Origin of the sequence: Leucobacter sp. M11 (assembly GCF_035726885.1) — a bacterium.
Taxonomy (GTDB): domain Bacteria; phylum Actinomycetota; class Actinomycetes; order Actinomycetales; family Microbacteriaceae; genus JAPFRB01.
The window spans coordinates 1-268 of the sequence record NZ_JAPFRB010000027.1; the positions used below are offsets into that span (position 1 = coordinate 1).

The 268-nt window shown below is 39.9% G+C and carries 1 protein-coding gene; it reads left to right on the forward strand.

Annotated features, from left to right (window positions below):
- The coding region (locus OOT08_RS18870; protein WP_325094440.1) for a transposase at nucleotides 1–262 on the forward strand (262 nt) is incomplete at its 5' end.
- Between the last annotated feature and the right edge of the window lie 6 nt (nucleotides 263–268).

Consider the following 268-nt stretch of genomic DNA (forward strand, 5'->3'; position numbering starts at 1 on the left):
GGAATCAGGTAATATGGCTTTTATCGCTAGGAAAACAGGAGTCAATCAGTCCACTCTTAGTAATTGGGTAAAGCAGTATCGTGATGAGATTGAAGCTGAGATGGAAAAAGAGGGTGTAACTCCTCTATCCAAGTCTTCTTCTGAAAGTGATATCCAGAAGAAATACGATCATGCCATGAAATTACTCGGTGAGAAGGAACTTGAAGTTACGATGCTTAGAGAAATGCTAAAAAAAAAGTTTCCGGACTTTCCGAGCGAATAGCCTTTG